Below are 23,658 nucleotides of genomic sequence, written 5' to 3' on the forward strand. Positions count from 1 at the left end.
GCTTCTGATACTTTTGCCTTGCAGCAGATCCATCCGGATCCGCCGCCGCATTCCGCATCAAGCGCCCACACTTATCGGCTGTTAGTTTTTAAAGATCGATCCGCCCAACCCGCAGCGCCTGAACTACTACCACCCGGCACTGCTTCGTTTGCGTCGCTGCGTCTGCAGCAGAGAAGCGAGATTATGGAGAGCGGTCCGCGCCGCGTCAATACCCTTCTCACAAATTATTTTAAAAAGTTGAAGAGCTTAAAAATTGAGCAGCGCCGCGTACAACATGAATTAGTTAGGCGTCCAATTGGATTCCCCTAGGCGCCGCGTCGAGTGGAGTTGCGAAAAGCCTTTAAGCAGCTTTTCCACAGAAAATGTTCGCAAGGCTGTGGATAACCGCTCCACAACCGCGCCAAGTACTTGATCCAAAACCATTCTCGCGCGTTGCGCGCGAAGCGTCGCCGCTTGCGCGGCCACGCGTCACCGTCTTATTCAGGCGGACTTCATCGTCACCCGCGCATTCGTACGCATAAAAGCACTGCGCTCGACCATCGCGCCGAACAACAGCCCGATCGCCGTCCACATGACCACCTGCATGCCGATCGCCGCGACGCGGAACTTCCACAGCAGCACGGCCGGGAACGTCGCCGGCACTTCATTGATGACCGGCATCGACAGTTGTACGGCCGCGATGATCACGACGAATACGAGCCCCGCGACGATCGAGCCATTCCATGCACCCAGCTTCGCCGCCGCGCGGCGCCGCACCTTCAGCGAAAACACCATCGTCGCGAGCGAAATCGCGATCATCAGAAAGAACAGGCCCGTGCGCGCGCCGATCGTGTCCGGATCACCGACCGACGGCGGATTGGCCGGATACTTGATATTCGGCACGACCACGATGGCGATGAACGCGCCAAGCGCGAGCCACGCGGACAGCGCGCGCACGCTCAACGAACCCGCGCGTCCATACGCATAAGCAAACACCAGCGAGAACAGACCGCCGAATGCCGCGCCATACGTGACCACGCCAGTCAGCAGGCCGAGGCCAGCCTGCGTCTCACGGCTCACGATTTCGGGCTCGGGCGCCTCGCCGCGCGCGGCGGCCGCTTTCTCTTCGAATGAAATCGCCTGATCGACCTGTGGTTCGCCGACGATTCGCGCGAACGCGAACGTGAGCAAGCCCGCGACGATGCCCGCGAACATCCCGCGCACCAACAATTTACCTACCATGTCGAACTCCGTTAGTGGCAGGGAAAGCCAAGCAGATGGCGGCCGTCGTGCACGAACTCATGCACGTACATGCCGGGCACGAGCGACGTCGCACCCTGTTCCGCACCAACGAAGTAAAGCGCGAGCAACAGCAGCAAGCCGCCGAACACGACCCACGGCAGCAGTTCGCGCAAAGGAATGGGAGTGGGCTGGGCCGCCGGTTGCGCGGCGCGATCGAAAACAGCTTCGGTCATGATGGACATCTCCTGGGGTAACGCGCCCCGATAGTCGATTGCAGAGGAATGATGCGAAGCTCAGGTCTGGCTTTCGGCTCTTGTGGATTGCAAGGCCGATTACAGTGGCGCGACCGCGCCGGGCTCTCACCGGCTTCCGTGCTTCGCAGTGTCGGTATTCTACGCGCTAAACTGCGGCTTCCGCGACGGCGAGGGCTACGCCGCAACGCGCAACGCACGCCGCGAGCCCGTCAAGCCACGCAGGCAAGTGCGAATGAGGCGCCAACGCAAAGAATGGATACGCGACTATTACTGGTGAGCCATGCGGCAACGGCCGCGCAGCGCGCGGGCCGCTTCCCCGCCGACGATCCGCTCGACGCGCGCGGCCGCGCCGAAGCCGAAGCGGCGCGCGCCCGTCTCGCGCTTCCCGCCGACGCCACCGTATTCACCAGCCCCGCCTCCAGCGCCCGCGAAACGGTCGCCGCGCTCGGTCTGAGCGCCACGCCTGCCGACGCATTGGCGGATATCGACTATGGCAAATGGCGCGGCCAGCGCCTCGCGGACATTGCCGACGAAGCCCCCCGCGAACTCGCCGCCTGGACACGCGAGCCCGACGCAGCACCGCCCGGGGGTGAATCGTTCGATCGACTCGTGCGGCGGGTCGGAGAGTGGCTCGACGCGCAACAGGCAGACGTACGCTCATGCAACGCGGTCAACGAAGCAGGCTTCGCGGCCTCTGCACACGGTCGAACCATCGTCGCGATCACCCACGCAACGCTTCTGCGAGCGGCAATCGTGCATGCCCTCGGCGCATCGCCAACCGTGTTCTGTCACATCGAGATCACGCCGCTGTCGGTCGTCGAATTGCACCACTCGCGGCGCGGCTGGTCATGGTGGCCGTCTGCCACGGCCTGAACGGAACCGCCGCTTACCTGCCCGACACCACGAGCCGCAACCGGTTCGCCCCCTCGGGAGTCAGCGTAATTTCGGTGCGTCGATCCTTCGCGCCGAGATAAAAGTGCTGACGTCCCGGCGAATTCTGATCGTGCGTTGCAGCGGGCAGGCACGACGCGATGTCGGCCGCGACCGCTTCCAATGCATCCGCGTTCGAACCCACCGCCTGATGCGGCGTCCACGTGCACTGGAAACTACGATGCGCGGCTGAGCATTGCGCGTCGTCGCCATAAGGTTGCGCGACGCCTTTGCCGTCGTCGGGCGTCAGCGAGGTGAAGCCGTCCGGCGCCGCGGCGACGATACGTTTGAGCGCGCCGCAAGGTCTGGGGCTGTCGTCGGCGGTTGCGCCGACCGGCAGCAGCGCAACGAGCGATGCCGCGGTAAGCGTGATAGCGGAGAGTCGATAGGTTTTCATGTTGCGCGTGAAGCTTCCAGAGGGCTGCTGAAAAAAGCTCGCAACGAGCCACCCGCAACAGCACGCTTCATGCCCATACGCGCGAACACCCAGCACGCAGGCGGCGCAGGACGGCACACAAATTGCGTAGCGCCATACCGGCCGCAACATCGCGCCGCTTCCGATCAAAGCCACTGCCGACGTCATTTCAACCATCATGTCGACTACCACCGCCGCCTCCACCCGCGCCCGCTTATCCTCGGGCATCGAAGGAATCGACGACATCCTCGGCGGTGGTCTTACGCCGAACCGCATGTACCTCGTAGGGGGTGCGCCAGGCACGGGCAAAACGACCCTGGCATTGCAATTCTTACTCAAGGGCCTCGACGAAGGGCAGACCGGTCTTTACGTCACGCTGTCCGAAACCCGTGCCGAACTGCTCGCGATCGGCGCCAGCCACGGCTGGGATCTGAGCCGCTTCAAGATACTCGAACAGCTGCCCGAAGAAGGGCTCGAACCGCAATACGAACAGAGCGTGCTGCACCCGGCCGAAGTCGAACTCGGCGAAAGCGTGCGCAACGTGATCGAACACGTCGACGAACTGAAACCCGCGCGCGTCGTGCTCGACAGCCTGTCAGAACTGCGTCTGCTGGCGGAGAACCCGTTGCGCTACCGTCGGCAGATTCTCGCGCTCAAGCACCATTTCTCGACGCGCGCATGCACGGTGCTGCTGCTCGACGACACGTCGGCCAGCGCCTCCGGCATTCAGCTTCACAGCATCGTGCACGGCGTGATCAGCCTCGACAACATTGCCCACGATTACGGCGGCAACCGCCGGCGTCTGCGCATCGCGAAGATGCGCGGCATCAAGTTCCGCGAGGGCTATCACGACTTCACGCTGAACACCGGCGGTCTGCGCGTCTATCCGCGCCTCGTCGCCGCCGAGCATCACCGCGAATTCGGCACGAGCCCGATGAGCACCGGCACGCCAGGCCTCGACGCGCTGCTCGGCGGCGGCCTCGTTCCCGGCACCAATTCGCTGATCATCGGCCCGTCGGGGGTCGGCAAAACCACCACCGTCGTGTCGTGCCTGCTTGCCGCGCTCGAACGCGGCGAGCGCTGCGCGTACTACGTGTTCGATGAAACGCTCAGCACCCTGGTCACGCGCTGCGCGTCGCTCGGCATGGATCTCGCACCGCATGTCGACAGCGGCCTGCTGACGCTGCGCCAGATCGATCCCGCGGAAATTTCGCCGGGCGAGCTGTCGAGCGACGTGCGCAACGCGGTCGAAAACGAAGGTGTGCGCTATGTCGCGGTCGACAGCCTGAACGCCTATCTGCAGGCGATGCCCGGCGAGCGCTTCCTGCTGCTGCACATGCACGAGCTGCTCGGCTATCTGAATCAGCAGGGCGTGGTCACGATGCTCGTGCTCGGGCAGCACGGCATCATCGGCGAGGTGCAGACCGAGGTCGACATCAGTTATCTGAGCGACGTGGTCGTGCTGTTCCGCTACTTCGAGCATCACGGCGAAGTGCTGACCGCGGTAACCGCCGTCAAGAGCCGCGCGAACGATCATGAACGCACGATCCGCCAGTTCCGCCTCGGCACCAAAGGCGTCGAGGTCGGCGAAGCGCTGCGTGACTTCGAGGGCGTGCTGTCGGGCCTGCCCTCGTATCGCGGCAGCACGGCGATGCTCGGTGCGGCGAACAATCTGATCGACACGTCGGGACAGTAAGCGATGGAGCAGCGCGTCCTCATCCTCGCACCGTTCGGCCGCGACGCCGAAGTGATCGCCGCTGTGCTGCACAACGACGCACGCGCCTGCGTGACCTGCGACGACGCCGACGCGCTCACCAGCGAGCTCGACGCCGGCGCGGGCACCGCGCTGGTCACCGAGGAAGCGCTCGCGAACGGCCACGGCTCGGGTCTCTTTGCGTGGCTCGAACGCCAGCCCGCATGGTCCGACTTCCCGTTCATCCTGCTCGCCGCGCGCAGCATCGGCCATCGCTCCACGCGCGGGCTCGAAGTGCTCGAACGGCTCGGCAACGTCGTCGTGCTCGAACGTCCGCTCAATTCGGAAACCTTGCGGCGCGCGGTCGCGTCATCGTTGCGCGCCCGCGGGCGGCAATATGAATCGCGACGGCTGCTTGCCGAGCGCATCGAGGCACAGGACGCGCTGGAGCAGCTGAACGATTCGCTGGAAAGCCGCATCGCCGCGCGCACGCACGAACTCGCGTCAGCCAACGACCGGCTGATGGCCGAGATCCACGAACGCGCGAAGGTGCAGGCCGTGCTCGTGCAATCGCAGAAGATGGAGGCACTCGGCCAGCTGACTGGCGGCATCGCGCACGACTTCAACAATCTGCTGAACGTGATCATGGTGAACGCGGAACTGATCGCGCGCGTGAGCGGCGACGAACGCCTGCGCGGCATGGCCGCCACCGTCAAACGTGCGACCGAGCGCGGCGCGAAACTGACCGGCCAGCTGCTGACCTTCTCGCGCAACAGCAACCCGAATCTGAAAGCGATCGACGTGGTCGCGCTGCTGCAAGGCATGCGCGACATCATCGCGGTGTCGCTCGGCTCCAGCATCCGCTATGGCAACGACTTCGAGCGTAATGAAATGTGGACCCGGGCCGACGCGAATCAGCTCGAGCTCGCGGTGCTCAATCTCGCGATCAACGCTCGCGACGCGATGCCGGATGGCGGCCGCCTCGACATTCACGTGACCCTGCGCGATGCGCCCGACCAGACGTTGAAGCAAGGCCGCTACGTCGTGATCGAAGTCACCGATACCGGAGAAGGCATTCCGCCCGACGTCGTGTCGCGCGTGTTCGATCCGTTCTTCACGACCAAGCCGGTCGGCAAGGGCACGGGGCTGGGCCTGAGCCAGGTATATGGCATCGCGAGGCAGGCGGGCGGCACCGCGCGCATCTTCAGCGAAGAAGGCACCGGCACCACGGTGCAGATCTGGCTGCCGATGCGCGAGCGGGTGCTCGCGCAGAACGAAGCGGAGTCCGACGCGGAAGCGAACGCAGCCGGTGACAAGCACGTGCTCGTGGTCGAGGACGACAACGAGGTGCGCGCGATGCTCGTTGAATCGTTGCGCATGCTCGGCTATACGGTGACCGAGGCCGCCGACGGCCAGGCGGGCCTCGACCGCCTCGTCGACGATCATCCCGATCTGCTGATGGTCGACTTCGCGATGCCGGGCATGAACGGCATCGACGTGATCGCCGCGGCGCGCAAGCTGCGTGCCGATCTTCCGGTGATCCTCGCGACCGGTTATGCGGACGTGAACATTTCCGATCTCGCAGTCAAGCATTGCACGATCCTGCGCAAGCCGTTCCAGCTCGACGATCTGGCGCGCACGGTGCGGATTGGGCTGGTTGCGTGATTCGCACCGCAGACTGCTCCGGTTCGGCCACGATTTCCAAATCAATAGTTTGCTAACGAATATTTTGGAAATACAATACCGGCCATGTCGAATCTCGATGCCTTGCGCCGCACCGTCAGCAGCACGCTGGTCGTCGCCGCCAGAAAGTGGCGGCGCACGAGTCACGGTGTGCTCGCGGCCTTCAACGTCTCCGAAGCGTGCGCGACACCGCTTCTGACCGCAAGCCGGCTCGGCTCGGCGGTGCGTCAGGTCACGCTCGCCGATCACATCGGCATCGAGGGGCCATCGCTCGTGCGGCTGCTCGACCAGTTGTGCGCGGCCGGCCTGATGCGCCGTGACGAAGACCCCGAAGACCGCCGCGCGAAGACCGTCGCCCTGACCGACGAAGGCCGCGCCGTCACCGCGAAGATGGAAGAAGAGCTGGTCACGCTGCGCGCGCAGGCGCTCAAAGGTGTATCGCGCGACGATCTCGAAGCTGCGCTGCGCGTGCTCGACGCATTCACGACCGATGCCGCCGCACGTGCCGAACCAGGCGGCGGCGAGCCCGAGCCGGCCAAAGGCGAGGCGCTTGCCAGCAAGGTCAAACGGACGAGCGGCAAAAGCGCGGCCAAACCGGCCGACAAATCACGCGGCACCGTCAAGGCGCGCAAGTCCACCAGGCGCGGCGCGCGAGCCAGCGCGCGGCACAACGCCGATTCCGCGTAACGGCTTATGGTCTATCCCACTCTCCGCGACTGGCTGTTCTCCGTCAAGACGTTCGCCGCGGCCATGCTCGCGCTCTACATCGGCCTCGCGTTCGAACTGCCGCGGCCGTATTGGGCGATGGCCACCGTCTACATCGTGTCGAACCCGTTCGTCGGCGCGACCCGCTCGAAGGCGATCTATCGTGCGCTGGGCACGGTGCTCGGCGCGTCGGGCGCGGTGCTGCTGGTGCCGCCGTTCGTCGAATCGCCGTACCTGTTCAGCGTGATCGTCGCAGCGTGGACCGGCACGATGCTGTACCTCGCGGTATCGGACCGCACCGCTCGCAGCTACGTGTTCATGCTGGCCGCCTATACGATGCCGATCATCGCGCTGCCATCGGTGACGAATCCGACCAGCGTATTCGATCTCGCCGTGAGCCGGACCCTCGAGATCACTGTCGGCATCGTCTGCGCGAGCATCGTCGGCAGCGCGGTGTTTCCGAGCCGGCTCGCGCCGACGATCATCGAGCGCACCGACGCATGGTTTCGCGACGCCGCGTTCTACGCGACCGAAACGCTATCGGGCCGTATCGCAAGCTCGGCGATTTCCGGCGCGCGGCAACGGCTCGCGAGCACGATCAACGGTCTCGAACTGCTGCTGAGCCAGCTCGCCTACGATCACACCCGGCCCGACGTGCTCGCGCGCGCGCGTGAACTGCGCGGCCGCATGCAGTTACTGCTGCCTATCATGTCGTCGCTCGCCGATCCGCTGCTCGCGCTCTACTACAACGGCCCGCAACACTGGCCCGAAGGGCTGCAGACGCTGATCGACGACGTCATCAAGTGGTTCGACCAACCGCTGCCCGAGCCGAGCGAGGGCTATCGCGCGGACGAAACCGCCAACGCGCTGCGCGCGCGCATCGCCGCGATGCGCCCGCCTGCCGCCGCGCTCGCGCATTGGGACGGCGCGCTGCTGTCGAACGCGTTGTGGCGCCTGGGGCAAGTGATCGACGTGTGGCAGGACTGCCGCTCGCTGCGCATCATCATCACGCGCGAGGAAGGTTCGTGGCGGCCGCATTTCCGTCACTGGCGGCTCGGCGGCACCGAGCGCTTCTACGATCGCGGCATGATGCTGTTCGCGACCCTGTCGGCGGGCGCGGCCGTGGTGCTCGCGTGCGCGCTGTGGATCGGCTCGGGCTGGAACGACGGCGCGAGCGCGGTCACGCTGGCGGCAGTGGCCTGCTGCTTCTTCGCCGCGCTCGACGAGCCCGCGCCGTTCGTGTTCCGCTTCTTCGTCGCGACGGGCGTCGCCGTCGTGGCCGCGGGCCTCTATCTGTTCGTCGTGCTGCCGCAGGTGCACGACTTCGCGATGCTGGTGATCCTGTTCGCCGCGCCGTTCATTCTGGTCGGCACGCTGATTCCACGCCCGCAGTTCAACATGGTGACGGTGCTGGTCGCGGTGAACACGGCCACCTTCATCAGCATTCAGGACGCTTACGACGCGAACTTCCTGACCTTCCTGAACGCCAACCTCGCGGGCCTTTCCGGCCTGCTCTACGCCTATCTGTGGACCCGCGTGACGCGCCCGTTCGGCGCCGAGCTCGCCGCGGCGCGCCTGTTGCGCTCGAGCTGGGCCGACGTCGCGCTGACCGCATCCACGCGGCCGATCGAAGATCCGCGCAACCTCGCCGCGCGCATGCTCGACCGGTTGATGCAATTGATCCCGCGCCTCGCGGCCACCGACGATTACCGCCATCCGTCGATCGAGAGCTTCCGCGACCTGCGCATCGCGTTCAACGCGCTCGATCTGCGCCGCCTCACACGCAAGCTCGGCGGCGAAGCGGCCGGCGCGATCGAGCATGTGCTGGATGGAGTGCGTACATACTACGAGAGCTGCGTCGCTCGACGCCGCCGCGAGCCGGTACCGGACAGCCTGATGTCGTTGATCGACGTGGCCGTCGCGCGCGTCACCGCGCAGGGGCTCGCCAACGCCGCGGCGCCGACCGAGATCTCGCAAACCTCGGCGCGCCAGTTGCGCGATGCGCTGCACGCGCTGGTCGGCTTGCGTCTTTCGCTGTTTCCGGCGACCCTCACGAAACCAACGCCGACCGAACCGGAGGCCGCCGCGTGACGTACCCATTCTTGCGCCACCGCTCGTACCCGCTGGCGCGCCCCGCCTTCCCCTTTTCCCAGTTCCCGCGATGATCGGTGAAATCGATATCTTCGGCGTGTTCGTACCGTCCGTGCTGGTCTTGATGTTGATCGCGTATCTGGTCAACCTCGGCATTCGCACCGTGCTCGATTACGCCGGCTTTTACCGCTTCGTCTGGCATCGCTCCATCTTCGATCTCGGCATCTATGTGCTGGTGCTGGGCCTTGTCGTCGTCGTTTCGCACAGACTAATAACGTGAAAAAAACCTGGTTCTCCGTCGGTCAGATCCTGCTGACCCTGATCGTCGTAGTGGTCGCGGCATTCGTGCTGTGGAAACTCGTCAACTACTACATGTTCGCGCCGTGGACCCGCGACGGGCACGTACGCGCCGACGTGATCCAGGTCGCCCCCGACGTGTCGGGACTGATTTCGTCGGTCGAGGTCATGGACAACCAGCAGGTCAAGCAGGGCCAGGTGCTGTTCAGGATCGACCAGGCGCGCTACACGCTCGCTTTGCGTCAGGCCGAGGCAACCGCGCAGCAGCGCCGCGCGACGCTCGATCAGGCGCGCCGCGAATACGCGCGCAACCGCCAGCTCGGCAATCTCGTGGCCGCCGAAGTGCTCGAAGAAAGCCGCTCGCGCGTCGACGCGGGCGAAGCCGCGCTTGCCGACGCGAACGTCGCGATCGACACCGCGAAGCTGAACCTCGAACGTTCGACGGTCAAAAGCCCGGTCGACGGCTATCTGAACGACCGCGCGCCGCGCGCCGGCGAATTCGTCGCGGCGGGCCGCGCGGTGGTCGCGGTGGTCGACATGCATTCGTTCCGCGTCGACGGCTACTTCGAAGAGACCAAGCTGCGCGGCATCGACATCGGCCAGCCGGTCGACATCATCGTGATGGGCGAGCCGAAGCCGCTGCGCGGGCACGTGCAGAGCATCGTCGCCGGCATCGAAGACCGCGACCGCACGCAAAGCGCTAATCTGCTGCCGAACGTGAACCCGGCGTTCAGCTGGGTGCGGCTCGCGCAGCGCATTCCGGTGCGCGTCGCCCTCGACGAAGTGCCCGCTGATTTTCGCCTGATCGCGGGGCGGACCGCGACGGTGTCGGTGCGTGACCTGTCGCCGGTCAGGACCCGAGCCGTGTCGGGCACGGGCGGCGCATCTGGCTCTGTCGCCGCTTCGGCTGCGCCACTGGCGCCGGGTTCGTCCGTAGGCTCCGGGTCGGCCGGGGCAACGGCCACCGCAGCATCGGGCGCATCGCAATGAAGTTCGTGCGTACCTTGTCCTCGCTGGCGCCGCGCTTGCCGCTGCTGCCGCTGCTGCCGCTGCTGCCGTTATTGCCGCTCACCTTCGCGCTGAACGGCTGCATCAATGTCGGGCCGAACTACACGCTGCCGAAACAGGCGCTCGTCAATGCGCCGCTCGCCACCGGAGCGATCGAGGGCGCCGATCCCACGCTGACGTCGAACCTCAATACGCCGACCGTCTGGTGGAAGCTGTACGACGATCCGGTGCTGAACGGTCTGGTCGAACAGGCGTTGAAATCGAATACCGACCTGCGCGTCGCGGCCGCGAATCTCGCGCGCTCGCGCGAAGCGCTGGGCGTGGCGCAGGCGCAGGGCGGCTTCTCGGGCAACGCGTCGGTGGCGATCCAGCGCGCGCAGGAATCGGCCGAGCAATTCCTGCTGTTCGAGAAACTGCCGGTCGCCAATCTGGGCGACATGGGCATCAACGTCTCGTACGAAATCGATCTGTTCGGCAAGCTGCGCCGCGGTGTCGAAGCGGCGGCGGCGGACACCGAGGCGGTGGAAGCCGCGGGCGACCTCGCGCGCATCACCGTCGTCGCGGACGTGGTGCGCTCGTATGTCGAACAATGCTCGGCGGCGGAGGAATTGCACATCGCGCAGCAATCGCTCGCGTTGCAGAAGCAGCGCGTGGATCTGTCGCGTCGTCTGCGCGACGCGGGCCGCGGCAACCAGACCGCGGTCACGAGCGGCCAGACCCAGGTCGAGACGCTGACGGCCGACATTCCGCGCTACACCGCGCGCCGCAAGATCGCGCAATACCGGCTCGCAATGCTGCTGGCGCAGTCACCGTCCCAGTTGCCGCCGGCCGTGCTCGCGTGCGACCGGCTGCCGCAAATCCACCAGCCGATTCCGATCGGCGATGGCGCCGGGCTGCTGCGGCGGCGCCCGGACGTGCACGAAGCCGAGCGTCAGCTCGCGGCGTCGACGGCGCGCATCGGCGTCGCAACCGGCGCGCTTTACCCGAGCATCAGCATCGGCGCGTCGGCGGGCTTCACCGGCATTCTGGAAGACATTCCCACCCAGCCGACGGCGCGTTGGGGCTTCGGTCCGCTGATCAGCTGGAACTTCCCGGCCAATGGCGCGCGGCAGCGGGTCCGCGAAGCCGAAGCGTCGAGCCAGGTCGCGCTCGCGAAGTTCGACGGCGTGGTGCTGGGCGCTCTGCGTGAAACCGAGACCAACCTCGCGACCTACGCGTCCGATTATGCACGCGCCGAAGCGCTGCGCGCGGCGCTGAAGTCGGCCGCGCAATCGGCGGATGAAACGCATCGGCTGTATCGCGCGGGGCGCGAGTCGTTCATCGCCGACCTCGACGCGACGCGCACGCTGACGTCCGCAAAGTCGCAGCTCGCGGCGGCGGAAGGGCAGGTGGCGGTCGATCAGGTCAATCTGTTCCTGTCGCTCGGCGGCGGGTGGGAGGTCGGCGGGCAAAGCACGCCGGGAGAAACGCGGCCGCAGTTGCAGGCAACACCTGTGGCGGGCAAGCCGAGCGCGAAGTCGGGAGCGTCGGGCGCCGCGACTGCGAAAGCGCCTTGATCGGCCGTCTTACGATTTATTTTTGACAAGCTTTCTTTTTGCTTTCTCTTTCGGTTAAATACGTGACACCACTTCAACTACGGGGTCTCGTATGTCGCCATTCATGCAGGGCGTAGTCACGTTGGGCGGATGCATCGGTATCTTCACCGCGGTGGTTACGGTGGTCGAAATGTTTGCGCGTTGAGTTGGGTGGGCGGCGCTCCGCAACAGCGGCTCAGCTCTTGCGCGCCTTCGCCGCCGCCTGATGTATCGCCGCCCGCACCCGCGGATACGTGCCGCAACGGCACACCACCGGCGTCATCGCCTCGTCGATGTCGGCATCGGTCGGTTCGGGCTTGCGCTTCAGCAACGCGCAAGCCGCCATCAATTGCGCGCTCTGGCAATAACCGCACTGCACCACATCGAGTTCGAGCCACGCGGTCTTCAGCGCCTGCGCCTCGCGTCCCTGCAAACCCTCGATCGTCGTGATCTTCTGCGTATGCAGGCTCGACATCGGTGTCTGGCAAGCGAGGCACGCGGCATCATCGAGATTGATCGTGCATGCGCCGCAGATGCCCACGCCGCAGCCGAACTTGGTGCCGGTCATGCCGAGATCGCAGCGCAGTACCCATAGCAGCGGCATGTCCGGGTCGGCATTGACCAGCACCCTGCGTCCGTTGATGTTCAGTACCGCCATGCCTGCCTCCTGAGTCGCCACGCTGCATCGCAAGCTGTTGCCTGTCCGCCGTCCGTCATGCAAGCCGCAAAGGCAGCGCCCGCAAACGCTGCCCCGTCAGCGCGAACACCGCATTGCCCACCGCCGGCGCGATCGGCGGCACGCCCGGCTCGCCGACACCTTGCGGATGCAGTTGGCTCGGCATGATGTCGACTTCGATCGCCGGGCACACGTTCATCCGCACGACCGGAAAGTCCACGAAGTTCTTCTGCTGCACCTGGCCGTTGACGATCGTGATCTCGTTCTGCAACGCGCTCGACAGCCCAAACACGATGCCGCCTTCCATCTGCTGACGGATCAGGTTCGGGTTCACCGGTAAGCCGCAATCGATCACGCACACCACGCGATGCACGCGAATCTGCCGGTTCGCCCCGATCGACACCTCCGCGACCTGCGCCACGACGCTGCCGAATGCCTCGTGCAACGCGACGCCACGTGCGCAGCGCGCGCCATCGGCGGCGGGTTTGAGCGGACGCCCCCAGTCCGATAACTTCTCGACACGCTTCAGGACCGCCAGATGACGCGGATGCTGGGCGAGCAGCATCGCGCGAAACGTGATCGGGTCCTGGCCGGCCGCGGCGGCGGCTTCGTCGGTGAAGCTCTCGGTGAAGAAGGCCTGATGCGAGTGCCCGACCGAGCGCCAGAAGCCGATCGGCACCGGCAATTCGACGATCTTGTGCGACACGCGCGCGGCCGGCCACTCGTACGGTTGATCGAACGCGCCTTCGCAGGTGGTCTTGTCGATCGGAATGCGGGGCATGTCGTAGTAGCGCGCGAGCGCATCCGGCACGATCGCCTGGCCCGCCGACTTCGCGTGCCACGCGACCAGCTTGCCCTGTTCGTCGAAGCCGGCCTGCAGCCATGCCGTGCACGCGGGCCGGTAGAAGTCGTGCGTGAAATCCTGCTGGCGCGACCAGATGGTCTGCACCGGGAGGCCATCGGCCTCGCGCGCGATCGCCGCGGCCTGCGCGACGAAATCGAGTTCGAGGCGCCGGCCGAACGCGCCGCCCAACAACTGCGTCTGCACATCGACGAGATCGACGTCGAGGTCGAGCACTTTCGCCGCATGGTGCCGCGCGAGCCGCGGCATTTGCGTCGATAGCCAGACGGTCGCCGCGCCGTCGGCGACCTGCACCGTGCAGTTCAGCGGCTCGACCGCGCCATGCGCGAGGTAGGGCGCGTGATAGACCGCTTCGATCTTGCGCGCCGCGCGGCTCATCGCGTTGTCGACGTTGCCGATGTCGTAATACACGTGACCGTCCGTATGGTCGAGCGCGTCGACGAGGTGGCGATCCACCTCCGTGCTCGACAGCTTCGCGGCCTCGCCGTGATGCCAGCTCACGTTGATCGCCTCGACCGCGTTCATCGCGTGAAACGCATTGTCCGCGATCACGGCTACGCCGCCGGTGCCGCCCGCATACGGCCGCACGGCGAGCGCCTTGATGAAGCCCGGCATCTTTTGCGCGGGCGTCGCGTCGAAATGCGCGACCGTGCCGCCGAGCGTCGGGCACATCACGACGCTCGCATAGACCAGGCCGTTCGGCAGCACGTCGATGCCGAAGCGCGCCGCGCCGTCGATTTTCGACGCGGCTTCGATGCGCCGCACGGGCTGGCCGATCAGCTTGAAGTCGGCGGGCTGCTTCAGGACGACGCTGCGCGGCAGCGGCTGGCCTGAGGCCACCGACGACAACTCGCCGAACGTCGCCTTATGGCCCCGCGGATGCAGCACGTAGCCCTGTTCCGCGCGGCATTCGCGGACCGGCACGTCCCAGCGCTCGGCCGCCGCCCCGATCAGCATCACGCGCGCCGACGCACCGGCCTCGCGCATCGGCGTCCAGAGATCGTTCATGCTCGACGAGCCGCCCGTCATCATCGTGCCGATCTCACGCACCGCCTTGCTCGTAATCCACACGGTGCCGCGCCGGATATAGCTGTCGTCGTCCGGGCGAAACGGCAGATCGTCGACGATGCTCTGCACCGCGTTGTAGATCCGGTCGATCGGCGCCTCTTCGACGTGCACCTGCGACCAGTCGGCGTCGAGCTCTTCGGCGAGCAGCATCGCAAGCCCCGTATGGATGCCCTGCCCCATCTCGGCCTTCGGCACCATGATCGTCACACGGTTATCGGTGTCGATCTTGACCCAGCCGTTCAGCGCGACCTGCGTGCCTTGCGTCGGCAGCGGCGTCGACGTCATCAGGCGCTGGCGCGGCGGCAGCACGCCCCAGCCGACCAGCAGCCCGCCCAACGCACTGGCGCCGCCAAGCAGAAAGGTTCTGCGCGTCAACATGGCATGACTCGCTCGGCTGGCTCGATGGTAGGAAAGCGGCGACAGCGCTGATGCACCCGTCTTTGACTGCGAATAGTAATAAGACGAATCGGCGTGCGTGAGACTTAAATGCGCGCGTGAACCCGGAGCGGCCGTGCGGCGTGGAAAGGCGGGGACTGAAAGCGGCGGGGGAAAGTCGTGGGGTGTTTCATTAACTGCTATCGCGCGGGCCGCGGTGTGCGAGCGTGCTTAAAACCGCTGGCACACCGCGAACCTTGCGCTTTGATTCAATCAGGCGATCATGCGACCGGATCAACGGCGGTTCGAACCCGAGACCACATCGATCCATACGGCCAGCACGAGGATGCCGCCCTTCACGATCATCTGCCAGTATGCGTCGACGTCGAGCATCGACATGCCGTTGTCGAGGCTCGCCATCACCAGCGCGCCGATCAGCGCGCCGTACACGGTGCCGGAGCCGCCGCGCATCGACGTGCCGCCGATGAAGCACGCGGCGATCGCATCGAGCTCGCCCATCGAGCCGGCCGACGGCGAACCGGCCGCGAGCCGCGCCGTGTTGACGATGCCGGCGAACGCGCACATCAGCCCCATCAGCGCGAAGATCGCAAGCTTCACGCGGTCGGTGTTGACACCCGAGAGCCGCGTCGCTTCGAGATTCGAGCCGACCGCGTAGATGCGGCGTCCGAACACGGTCTGTGTCGCGATCCACGTGAAGATGCCGAGCAGCGCGAGCAGCAGCAACACCGGCACCGGAATGCCGCCGTAGTTGTCGAGCATCGCGACGAAGCCGGCGAGAATCGCGCCCGCGCCGACCACCTTCGCGACGTCCTGCCAGAACGGCACGACGCGCAACTGATAACGCTGCCGGTTGGCGCGCTGGCGGATCGTCAGGAAGGCCAGCAGCAGGAACAGCACGACGGCGAGCGTGTCGCCGGCGAGCCGCGGCAGATAGCCCTGGCCGACGAACACGAAGCTGTCCGACACCGGCGCGATCGTTGACCCGCCCGTAATACCGAGCAGAATGCCGCGATACGCCAGCATGCCGCCGAGCCCGACGATAAACGACGGCACGCGCCGATACGTCGACCACCAGCCGTTGAACAAGCCGACCACGATGCCGAGCAGCAGCACGACCGGAATCGTCACGCCGATCGGCCAGTGCCGGTTCACGTCGAGAATCGCCGCAACGCCGCCGAGCAAGCCGAGGAGTGAGCCGACCGACAGGTCGATTTCACCGGCGATGATCACGAACACCATGCCGCACGCCAGCATGCCGGTAATCGACATCTGCCGCAGCAGATTCGACAGGTTGCGTGGCGTGACGAACGCGCCGTGCGTAAGCGCCGAAAAGAAAATCCAGATCACGGCCACGGCAATCAGCAGCGCGAGAATCTTGTAGCGCGCGAACAGTTGCTGGAGCCGTTGCGTGCCGCCGAATGTGTCTCGCGGCGCGGCGTTGTCGGTGCGTTGGGAAGTTACGTCGGGAGTCATGCGGCACTCGCTGCGGTTGAGTTCGTAGATAGATGCACGGGGCGGATCGCGGCGCCGAGAATGTCTTCCTGCGTGAGACCGTCGTTGACGAAGTCGCCGCGCAATTCGCCTTCGCCGATCACCAGCACACGGTCGCTGATGCCGAGCACTTCCGGCAATTCGGACGACACCATCACGATCGACATGCCGCGCTGCGCCAGCTGGAAGATCAGCTTGTAGATCTCGTACTTGGCGCCGACATCGACGCCGCGCGTCGGTTCATCGAGGATCAGCACGGTCGGGTTGGTCAGCAGCATGCGGGTGAGCACGGCCTTCTGCTGATTGCCGCCCGACAGACTTGCAATCGATAGCATCGGATTCGCCGCGCGCACGGAAAGCCGCTTCATTTCCGTATGAATCGTGTCGAGTTCGGCTGCGGAATCGATGCGTCCGCCCGACGCGAAACGCTGCAGCACCGCAAGCGTGATGTTATGGCCGACGCTCATGCCCGGCACGATGCCGTGGCGTTTGCGGTCCTCGGGCACCATCGCGATGCCGGCGCGAATCGCGTCGATCGGCGCGCGGATCTTCAGCGGCTTGCCGTCGAGCACGACATGTGCCTCGCTGATGCCCGCATACGCGCCGAAGATCGCCTGCATCAGCTCGGTGCGGCCCGCGCCGACGAGCCCGGCGACGCCGAGAATCTCGCCGCGTCGCAACGAGAACGACACGTCGTCCACGCGCTTGCGGCGCGGATTCGTCACGTCGAAACAGGTGACGTTGCGGGCTTCGAAGATCACGTCGCCGATCGGATGCGGCTCGCGCGGAAACAGATTCTTGATCTCGCGGCCGACCATCAGCGCGATGATCCGCTCGGTCGTCAGCGCGTGCATCGGCTCGGTCGCGACATGGCGGCCGTCGCGAATCACGCTGATCGTGTCGCAGACTGCCGCGACTTCGTCGAGCTTGTGGGAAATGTACACGCAGGCGATGCCGCGCCGTTTCAGATCGCGCACGATGTCGAGCAGAATCGCGATTTCGGAGGCGGTCAGAGACGACGACGGTTCGTCGAGAATCAGCAGCTTCGCGCGCTTGTTCAGCGCCTTCGCGATTTCGATCAGCTGTTGATGGCCGCCGCCGTAGTTCATCACGGGCTGCGCGGCGTTGATGCCGCTGATGCCGAGTTCGCGCAGCAGTTCGTCGGCGCGCTGATACATCGCCGCGTAATTCATGCGGCCGCCCGGCAGCGTGATTTCGTTGCCGAGAAAGATGTTTTCCGCGACCGACAGCTCCGGCACGAGCATCAGTTCCTGGTGGATGATGATGATGCCCGCGCGTTCGGTGTCGCGTACGCTCGCGGCCTTCAGCGTCTCGCCTTCCCAGGTTATTTCGCCATCCCAGGTTCCATGCGGATACACGCCGGACAGTACCTTCATCAGCGTCGATTTGCCCGCGCCGTTTTCGCCGCACAGGCCCACGCATTCGCCCGGCGATACGGTCAGATCGATGCCATCGAGCGCCTTCACGCCGGAAAAAGCTTTGACGATGCCGCGCATCGTCAGAAGAGGTTGCGTCATTCGCTATGCCTCGCTGCAAGTTGGGCCGATGTTCGAGCACGCTCCCGGGCGCGATGGCCCGGGAGCGTGGCGTTCACATCACACCCGTCTTAGTGTTATTTGCTCGCGAGTTGCTCTTGCGTGTAAAAGCCGTCCTTCACGACGGTGTCGAGGTTCGCCTTCGTCAGCTTGGTCGGCTGCAGCAGCACCGTATCGACCTTCTTCTTGCCGTTGTCGTACTGCGCGTTGAACGCCGGCTTGTCACCCTTCGCCAGCGCGACCGACAGCTTCGCCGCTTCGCCCGCGATCAGCTTCAGCGGTTTGTAGACCGTCATCGTCTGCGTGCCGGCAGCCACGCGCTTCACAGCCGCGAGGTCGGCATCCTGACCCGAGATAGGTACCTTGCCCGCGAGGCCTTGCGCCGCGAGCGCCTGGATCGCGCCGCCAGCGGTGCCGTCGTTCGACGCGACGACTGCGTCGATCTTGTTGTTGTTCGCGGTCAGTGCGTCTTCCATGATGCGCAGCGCGGTCGATGCGCTCCACTCCGGCACCCACTGCTGGCCGACGACCTTGATGTCACCCTTGTCGATCGCCGGTTGCAGCACCTTCAGCTGACCCTGGCGCAGCATCTTCGCGTTGTTGTCGGTCGGTGCGCCGCCGAGCAGGAAGTAGTTGCCCTTCGGCCGCGCGTCGTAGACGCCCTGCGCCTGCATTTCGCCGACCTTCTCGTTGTCGAACGAGATGTAGGCGTCGATATCGGCGTCGAGGATCAGGCGGTCATACGACACGACCTTGATGCCCGCTTTGCGTGCTTCGGCCACCACGTTGCCGAGCGTCTTCGAGTTGAACGGCACGATCACGATTACGTCGACGCCACGCGAGATCAGGTTTTCGATCTGCGAGATCTGACGCTCTTCGCTCGCATCGGCCGATTGCACGGACACCTTCGCGCCGAGCTTTTCCGCCGCGGCGACGAAATAGTCGCGATCGCGCGACCAGCGCTCGACGCGCAGATCGTCGATGCAGAAGCCGATTTCCGGGTGATCCTTGCTGGCGTGCGCGAGCGGCGCGGCGAGCGACAGGCTGGCGAGTACCGCGCCGCACAGCAGCGAGCTCAGTACGTTACGACGCATTGCGAACTTCATTTTTGTCTCCTTCGTTAGTGATCGCCGGAATACCGGACGTATCGGTCTGCGCTGCGAGCCGCAGACTCGGACAAGCGAGAACCCACTGCTTGCTGGTGCGCGCGGTCCACGTGGCCGCGCAATCTTTATTCAACGTCCGCTATAAATCGCCTGATTTACGATGTTTTCCATGCGTTCCTGCTGCCCGCTCACATGCCGCGGATTCAGATCGCGCGCCAGCGTGTCCTCCGCGAGCGTCGACAGCGAATACTCGCCGGACAGGATCTTGCGGCCGAACTCGCCATCCCAACCCGCGTAGCGTTGCCGCTTGAACTGTTCGAGGCGCTCGTTTCCGACGAGCACCGCCGCGCGTTCGAGGCCGAGCGCGAGGTTGTCGATCGCGCCGATGTGGCCATAAAACAGGTCTTCGGGATCGACACTCTGGCGCCGCAATTTCGCATCGAAGTTCATGCCGCCGGTCGTGAAGCCACCGTGGCGCAGAATCTCGTAGAAGGCCAGAGTCAGTTCCTCGACGCTGTTGGGGAATTGGTCGGTATCCCAACCGTTTTGCGGATCGCCACGATTCGCATCGATGCTGCCGAAGATGCCGAGTGCGAACGCGGTCGCAATTTCGTGATGGAACGAGTGGCCCGCGAGCGTCGCATGATTGGCCTCGATGTTGACGCGGATCTCCTTGTCGAGACCGTGCTGCAGCAGGAAGCCATGCACGGTCGCGACATCGTAGTCGTATTGATGCTTGGTCGGCTCCTGCGGCTTCGGCTCGATCAGCAGGGTGCCCTTGAAACCGATCTGGTGCTTGTGCTCGACCACCATGTGCAGGAAGCGCGCGAACTGCTCGCGTTCGCGCACGAGGTCGGTGTTCAGCAGCGTGTCGTAGCCTTCACGTCCGCCCCACAACACGTAGTTCTCACCGCCGAGGCGCAGCGTCGCGTCGAGCGCATGACGCACCTGGGTCGCCGCAAAGGCGAACACCTCCGGATTCGGATTGGTCGCGGCACCGGCCGCGTAACGCGGATGCGAAAACAGATTCGCGGTGCCCCACAGCAATTTGATACCGGTATCCTGCTGCTTGCGCGCGATGTAGTCGGACACGCGCAGGAAGTTCTCGCTGTATTCCTTGACGCTCGCGCCTTCGGGCGCGACGTCGGTATCGTGGAACGTGTAGTACGGCGTGCCGAGCTTCGAGAAGAATTCGAACGCGGCGTCAGCCTTCTGAAGCGCCCGCTCCATTGCGTCGCCGGGTTGCTGCCACGGCCGCCGGAACGTGCCCTGACCGAAGATATCGACGCCGGGCCAGACGAACGAGTGCCAATAGCACACGGCGATACGCAGATGCTCCTCGAGCGTCTTGCCGAGTACCTTCCTGGTTTTGTCGTAGTGACGGTACGCGAGCGGGTTGTCCGATTGCGGGCCTTCGTAACGAATCTCGGGAATGTGTTCGAAGTAGGACATCGTCGTCTCCAGTCGGCCCGAGTTGCCGCAAGGCGACTACCCGGGTCCCATGAAAGGTTTTCTTTGCATTCTTCACCGCGACCCGCGCGGCTTGGCCGTGCAGGCCGACGAGGTGACGCCATGCTGCCGCTTGCACGATGTGCCGGCAATTGCGAAATTTCGCAGCGCGCTTGATGTTTCTTACCGCCGGCGCGTTTGTTTACTGCCGGCGCGCGATTCGACGCCTAGAATAGCCAGACGCTTAAAAACGGAGTTGCCCCCAGGCACCCGACACAATGGAGACAAAGGCGCGTGGTCCATCGTCCGCACGCCGCACACCGCCATGCCCCGTCCACAAGCACCTCAGACAACCCATCGGATCGCGCTGCTGTTCAACGCGAACAAGGTCTACGATCGCGAGATCATCACCGGTATCGGCAACTACCTGCTGTCGACCCGCGTCGCATGGGATCTCTTCCTCGAAGAGGACTTCCGCTGCCGGCTCGCCGGCATCCAGCGCTTCGACGGCGACGGCATCATCGCGGACTTCGACGATCCCGCCGTCGGCGAAGCCCTGCGCGACTGCCCGCTGCCGGTGGTCGCGGTCGGTTCGTCGTACGAGGATCCGACGCAGTACCCCTCGGATTTACCCTATATCGCGACCGACAACAGCAAGCTCGTGTCGCTCGCGTACACGCATCTGATCGGCGCGGGCCTCGAAAACTTCGCGCTGTACAGCCTGCCGCAGGCGCAGGAAAACCGTTGGGCGCAACAGCGCGAACTCGCCTTCGCGCATCTGCGCAGCGCGGACGGACACAGCGCGGCGCAGATCGATAGCGAAATCTATCGCGGTCTGTCGACGAGCGCGCCGTCCTGGAACCAGGCGATCGAACAGCTGACCACGTGGCTGCGGCAACTGCCCAAGCCGGTCGGCATCATCGCGGTGACCGACGCGCGTGCACGGCATTTGCTCCAAGCCTGTCTGATCGCGGGCATTCCGGTGCCCGAGGAAGTCGCGATCATCGGCATCGACAACGATCCGCTCACGCGCACGCTGACGCGCATTCCGCTGTCGTCGGTGATTCAGGGCACTGAGGAAATGGGCCGTACCGCCGCGCACATCCTGCATCAGATGCTGCACGGCGCGCGCTTTCCGGGGCGCCGCATTCTGGTGCCGCCGGTCGGCATCAACGTGCTCGAATCGACGCGGCATCAGCCGCTCGCGAGTCCGTACGTGATGCGCGCGCGCCATTTCATCCGCCAGTACGCGTGCCAAGGCATCCGCACCGAGCAGGTGGCCGACTACGTGGGCGTTTCGCGTTCGTCGCTCGAAGAGTATTTCCGGCGCGAGCGGCAATGCACCGTGCATCAGGAGATCCTGCGCCATAAGCTCGACGTCGCGAAGTCGCTGCTGGCGAAACGCGATGCGTCGAGCGCGGAAGTCGCGATTCGTTGCGGCTTCACGTCGCTGCAATACATGTACGCGGTATTTCGCCGCGAACTCGGCTGCACGCCCCGCGAATACCAGGAGCGCGTGGGCCCGAAGACGAAAACCACTGGCTGAGCATGCTTTTCCATTTTTTCTTCGCACTGACCACATGATCAGCATCGCACAACTCTCTTCCGAACCATGGGGCACGCTGCAGGGCGGCGATCGAGTCCGGCTCTATACGCTGCGTAACGCACACGGCATGAAAGTCGCCATCAGCGACCTCGGTGCGACGCTGGTTTCGTGGCACGCGCCGGATCGCGCCGGACGTCTCGGCGATATTCTGCTCGGCCACGACACGCCCGCCGAATACGTGGCGGCCTCGACCTACATGGGCGGACTGATCGGCCGCTGGGCGAATCGCATTGCGGGCGCGCGCTTTGCGCTCGACGGCATCGAGTACACGCTGGATCGCAACGAAGGTCCGAACCTGCTGCACGGCGGCACAGTCGGTTTTCATCGCGCGTTGTGGGACGTCGCCGAGGACGACGGCGCATTGCTGATGCGCCTCGAGTCGCCTGAAGGCGACGCCGGTTTTCCGGGCAACGTGACGGTGCAGGTGCGCTATTCGCTCGACGACGACGGCACGCTGACGATCGGCTACGAAGCGATCACCGACGCGCCGACGCCGCTCAATCTGACCAGCCATCCGTACTTCAACCTGACCGGGCGCGCGGGCACCGACATTCGCGGCCACGTGCTGTCGATCGACGCCGAGCGCTTTTTCGAAGTCGACGCGACGATGATTCCGTGCAAGCTCGCCGACGTCGCGGGCAACGCATTCGACTTCCGGCAGAGCGCGCCGATCGGCGGACGGCTCGACTGGCCGCACTCGCAACTCGCGCGCGCTGGCGGCTTCGATCATTGCTACGTGCTGCGCGAGGCGCCGGCAGACGCGATAAACGGCGACGATGGCCACGCGCTGCCGCTGCGCGAAGTTGCCTGCGCATATGATCCAGGCAGCGGACGCGAACTGACCGTCGCGACCGATCAGCGGGGCTTGCAGTTTTACACGGGCAACGCGTTGAACGGCAACCCGGGACGCGGGGGCGTTCGCTATCAACGGCACGCCGGCTTGTGCCTCGAGGCGGGCGGTTTTCCGAACGAGGTCAATATGGCCGGCCACGACGAAGTGATCGTGCGACCCGGCGATACCTACCGCCAAGTCACGACTTACCGCGTCGATGTACGCGAAGGTGTGTGACTGGATTTACGGGCGCTTTTCCGGTGTTTTCCGAACACCGCGACGGCCAGATTACAGTTCGCCGACTAGCCGTTCTCTGCAATACTGAATTAGTCGACTAGTGGTTTTCCCGAAGTACGCACCCTTCTAGACTGTTTTTATGGCGCCGGCATCCCTGCGGCGCCGGATACACAACTACGGAGGGAAACATCATGAAATCGCTTATCCAGGCAGTTGCGCTTACGGCCGTGATCGCTGCTGCGCCGGTCGCGTCGTTCGCACAATCGGAACAGCCGGTCACGCGAGCCGAAGTCAAAGCGGAAGTGCAGCAACTTGAACAGAATGGCTATAACCCGGCCATCTCGCTCGATGCCCAGTATCCCGCGGACATTCAGGCGGCCGAGGCACGTGTCGCCGCGATGAAAGGGAACGGACAAGCCAATACCTCGGGTTACGGGTCGCCGATGGGCGGATCGTCGCAATCGGGCCATCATCCGATGGTAGTCAATCCGGACGGTCAATAACGAGC

At 64.9% G+C, this 23,658-nt stretch carries 21 protein-coding genes and 1 riboswitch; of the genes, 12 read left to right on the forward strand and 9 right to left on the reverse strand.

What is annotated here, in order from left to right:
* Window positions 1–309 (forward strand): hypothetical protein (locus tag AB3X96_RS09305; protein ID WP_368589492.1); only part of this gene is annotated, 309 nt, incomplete at its 5' end.
* A 171-nt stretch (window positions 310–480) separates the two neighbouring features.
* On the opposite strand, the gene AB3X96_RS09310 is transcribed toward AB3X96_RS09305, so the two are convergent.
* Window positions 481–1,221 carry a CbtA family protein gene (locus AB3X96_RS09310; RefSeq protein ID WP_368589493.1) on the reverse strand — a complete coding sequence of 247 codons (741 nt, stop codon included), beginning with the start codon at window positions 1,219–1,221 and terminating at the stop codon, window positions 481–483.
* Between the two features lie 11 nt (window positions 1,222–1,232).
* A complete protein-coding gene (locus AB3X96_RS09315; protein WP_013093044.1) occupies window positions 1,233–1,454 on the reverse strand; it encodes a CbtB-domain containing protein in 222 nt (73 codons plus the stop codon).
* A 40-nt stretch (window positions 1,455–1,494) separates the two neighbouring features.
* Window positions 1,495–1,650, reverse strand: a riboswitch (cobalamin riboswitch).
* Between the two features lie 77 nt (window positions 1,651–1,727).
* On the opposite strand from AB3X96_RS09315, the gene AB3X96_RS09320 reads away from it, so the two are divergent.
* Complete coding sequence (locus AB3X96_RS09320) at window positions 1,728–2,348, forward strand: histidine phosphatase family protein (protein ID WP_368589494.1); 621 nt, start codon at window positions 1,728–1,730, stop codon at window positions 2,346–2,348.
* A 13-nt stretch (window positions 2,349–2,361) separates the two neighbouring features.
* Here AB3X96_RS09320 and AB3X96_RS09325 read toward each other — a convergent pair whose 3' ends face one another.
* Window positions 2,362–2,802 (reverse strand): hypothetical protein, encoded by a 441-nt coding sequence (locus AB3X96_RS09325; protein ID WP_368589495.1) that lies wholly within the window; start codon window positions 2,800–2,802, stop codon window positions 2,362–2,364.
* 196 nt (window positions 2,803–2,998) lie between these two features.
* Between AB3X96_RS09325 and AB3X96_RS09330 the strand changes: the two genes are divergently transcribed.
* The 7 genes from AB3X96_RS09330 to AB3X96_RS09360 all read left to right on the forward strand — a co-directional run bounded on the left by AB3X96_RS09330 (window position 2,999) and on the right by AB3X96_RS09360 (window position 11,853).
* Complete coding sequence (locus AB3X96_RS09330) at window positions 2,999–4,516, forward strand: ATPase domain-containing protein (RefSeq protein WP_368589496.1); 1,518 nt, start codon at window positions 2,999–3,001, stop codon at window positions 4,514–4,516.
* A gap of 3 nt (window positions 4,517–4,519) precedes the next feature.
* Window positions 4,520–6,178, forward strand: coding sequence for an ATP-binding protein (locus AB3X96_RS09335; protein ID WP_368589497.1), 1,659 nt, complete (start codon window positions 4,520–4,522; stop codon window positions 6,176–6,178).
* 84 nt (window positions 6,179–6,262) lie between these two features.
* On the forward strand, window positions 6,263–6,883 hold the full coding sequence (locus tag AB3X96_RS09340; protein ID WP_368589498.1) for a MarR family winged helix-turn-helix transcriptional regulator: 621 nt from the start codon (window positions 6,263–6,265) through the stop codon (window positions 6,881–6,883).
* 6 nt (window positions 6,884–6,889) lie between these two features.
* Window positions 6,890–8,992, forward strand: a complete 2,103-nt coding sequence (locus AB3X96_RS09345; protein WP_368589499.1) for an FUSC family protein — start codon at window positions 6,890–6,892, stop codon at window positions 8,990–8,992.
* 70 nt (window positions 8,993–9,062) lie between these two features.
* On the forward strand, window positions 9,063–9,272 hold the full coding sequence (locus tag AB3X96_RS09350; RefSeq protein ID WP_368589500.1) for a DUF1656 domain-containing protein: 210 nt from the start codon (window positions 9,063–9,065) through the stop codon (window positions 9,270–9,272).
* On the forward strand, window positions 9,269–10,279 hold the full coding sequence (locus AB3X96_RS09355; RefSeq protein WP_368589501.1) for an efflux RND transporter periplasmic adaptor subunit: 1,011 nt from the start codon (window positions 9,269–9,271) through the stop codon (window positions 10,277–10,279). The genes AB3X96_RS09350 and AB3X96_RS09355 overlap by 4 nt, the downstream gene beginning before the upstream one ends.
* Window positions 10,276–11,853, forward strand: coding sequence for an efflux transporter outer membrane subunit (locus AB3X96_RS09360; RefSeq protein ID WP_368589502.1), 1,578 nt, complete (start codon window positions 10,276–10,278; stop codon window positions 11,851–11,853). The genes AB3X96_RS09355 and AB3X96_RS09360 overlap by 4 nt, the downstream gene beginning before the upstream one ends.
* A 214-nt stretch (window positions 11,854–12,067) precedes the next feature.
* Here AB3X96_RS09360 and AB3X96_RS09365 read toward each other — a convergent pair whose 3' ends face one another.
* The 6 genes from AB3X96_RS09365 to xylA form a co-directional block, all read right to left on the reverse strand.
* Entirely contained in the window at window positions 12,068–12,529 is a 462-nt protein-coding gene (locus AB3X96_RS09365; protein ID WP_368589503.1) for a (2Fe-2S)-binding protein, read from the reverse strand.
* Between the two features lie 55 nt (window positions 12,530–12,584).
* Window positions 12,585–14,855 (reverse strand): molybdopterin cofactor-binding domain-containing protein, encoded by a 2,271-nt coding sequence (locus tag AB3X96_RS09370; RefSeq protein ID WP_368589504.1) that lies wholly within the window; start codon window positions 14,853–14,855, stop codon window positions 12,585–12,587.
* 291 nt (window positions 14,856–15,146) lie between these two features.
* Window positions 15,147–16,346, reverse strand: coding sequence for a sugar ABC transporter permease (locus AB3X96_RS09375; RefSeq protein ID WP_368589505.1), 1,200 nt, complete (start codon window positions 16,344–16,346; stop codon window positions 15,147–15,149).
* Window positions 16,343–17,902: a D-xylose ABC transporter ATP-binding protein gene (gene xylG / locus AB3X96_RS09380; protein WP_176107255.1), complete on the reverse strand. Its 1,560-nt coding sequence runs from the start codon at window positions 17,900–17,902 to the stop codon at window positions 16,343–16,345. Before xylG ends, AB3X96_RS09375 begins: the two co-directional genes overlap by 4 nt.
* A 95-nt stretch (window positions 17,903–17,997) precedes the next feature.
* Window positions 17,998–19,026, reverse strand: a complete 1,029-nt coding sequence (gene xylF, locus AB3X96_RS09385) for a D-xylose ABC transporter substrate-binding protein (RefSeq protein WP_176107254.1) — start codon at window positions 19,024–19,026, stop codon at window positions 17,998–18,000.
* A gap of 129 nt (window positions 19,027–19,155) precedes the next feature.
* On the reverse strand, window positions 19,156–20,478 hold the full coding sequence (xylA, locus tag AB3X96_RS09390; protein WP_368589506.1) for a xylose isomerase: 1,323 nt from the start codon (window positions 20,476–20,478) through the stop codon (window positions 19,156–19,158).
* Window positions 20,479–20,800: 322 nt separating this feature from the next.
* Between xylA and AB3X96_RS09395 the strand changes: the two genes are divergently transcribed.
* From AB3X96_RS09395 to AB3X96_RS09405, 3 genes are all read left to right on the forward strand, one after another.
* Entirely contained in the window at window positions 20,801–22,021 is a 1,221-nt protein-coding gene (locus AB3X96_RS09395; RefSeq protein WP_368589507.1) for a XylR family transcriptional regulator, read from the forward strand.
* 34 nt (window positions 22,022–22,055) lie between these two features.
* Window positions 22,056–23,150, forward strand: a complete 1,095-nt coding sequence (locus tag AB3X96_RS09400) for an aldose epimerase family protein (RefSeq protein ID WP_368589508.1) — start codon at window positions 22,056–22,058, stop codon at window positions 23,148–23,150.
* 191 nt (window positions 23,151–23,341) lie between these two features.
* Complete coding sequence (locus AB3X96_RS09405) at window positions 23,342–23,653, forward strand: DUF4148 domain-containing protein (protein WP_176378933.1); 312 nt, start codon at window positions 23,342–23,344, stop codon at window positions 23,651–23,653.
* Window positions 23,654–23,658 lie beyond the last annotated feature (5 nt).

This window comes from Paraburkholderia sp. BR13439 (genome assembly GCF_040948805.1).
GTDB classification, from domain to species: domain Bacteria; phylum Pseudomonadota; class Gammaproteobacteria; order Burkholderiales; family Burkholderiaceae; genus Paraburkholderia; species Paraburkholderia youngii.